Annotated in this window: 1 protein-coding gene; it reads right to left on the bottom strand. The window is 41.3% G+C overall.

Going from position 1 to position 550, the window contains the following annotated elements:
• A partial coding sequence (locus KHA93_RS23670; RefSeq protein WP_213113106.1) for a C40 family peptidase occupies positions 1-290 on the bottom strand: 290 nt, incomplete at its 3' end.
• Positions 291-550: the final 260 nt, after the last annotated feature.

Genomic DNA, 550 nt, shown 5'->3' with positions numbered 1-550 from the left:
ACATCTTTACCTTTTTTAAATTGATCAGCACTCGTACGCGGTAAAGTAACCTTTACACTTTTTGCATACACATATTGAGTAAATCCAGAAGCATCAAATCCTTTTGTCGTTGTTCCACCCCATTTAAACGGCTTCCCTTTCAATGTCTGTGCATAGGCTACAACCTTATCTCCATTTGTCTGTGCTGCCGCATCCGCATTCAAGCTAAACAATGATGAAAACATTAGTGCAAGTGCTGTGATCACCGCGATGACCCATGATGATTTCTTTACTGACATCCCCATTTCCATTACAAATCCCTCTTTCTTTTTTTATTGTTTTTTTCTTTCTATACACATCATAAACAATTTGAAGAGGGCAATCGTTGCGGATTGGTTAAAAATAGTTACATAAAGGTTAAAGCTTTGAAAAACAAAAAAGACATCCGCTATTGGATGTCTTTGATTGCCTGGCAACGTCCTGCTCTTGCAAGGGGAAGCCCCTTACTACCATCGGCGCGCGAGCTTAACTTCCGTGTTCGGGCTGCGGATCATGATGACCGGCGAATCTC

Origin of the sequence: Lederbergia citrisecunda, from assembly GCF_018343695.1 — a bacterium.
Lineage (GTDB): Bacteria > Bacillota > Bacilli > Bacillales > Bacillaceae_C > Lederbergia > Lederbergia citrisecunda.
Note: the sequence above shows the minus strand (reverse complement) of the source record. Positions and strands in the feature narration are given on the sequence as shown.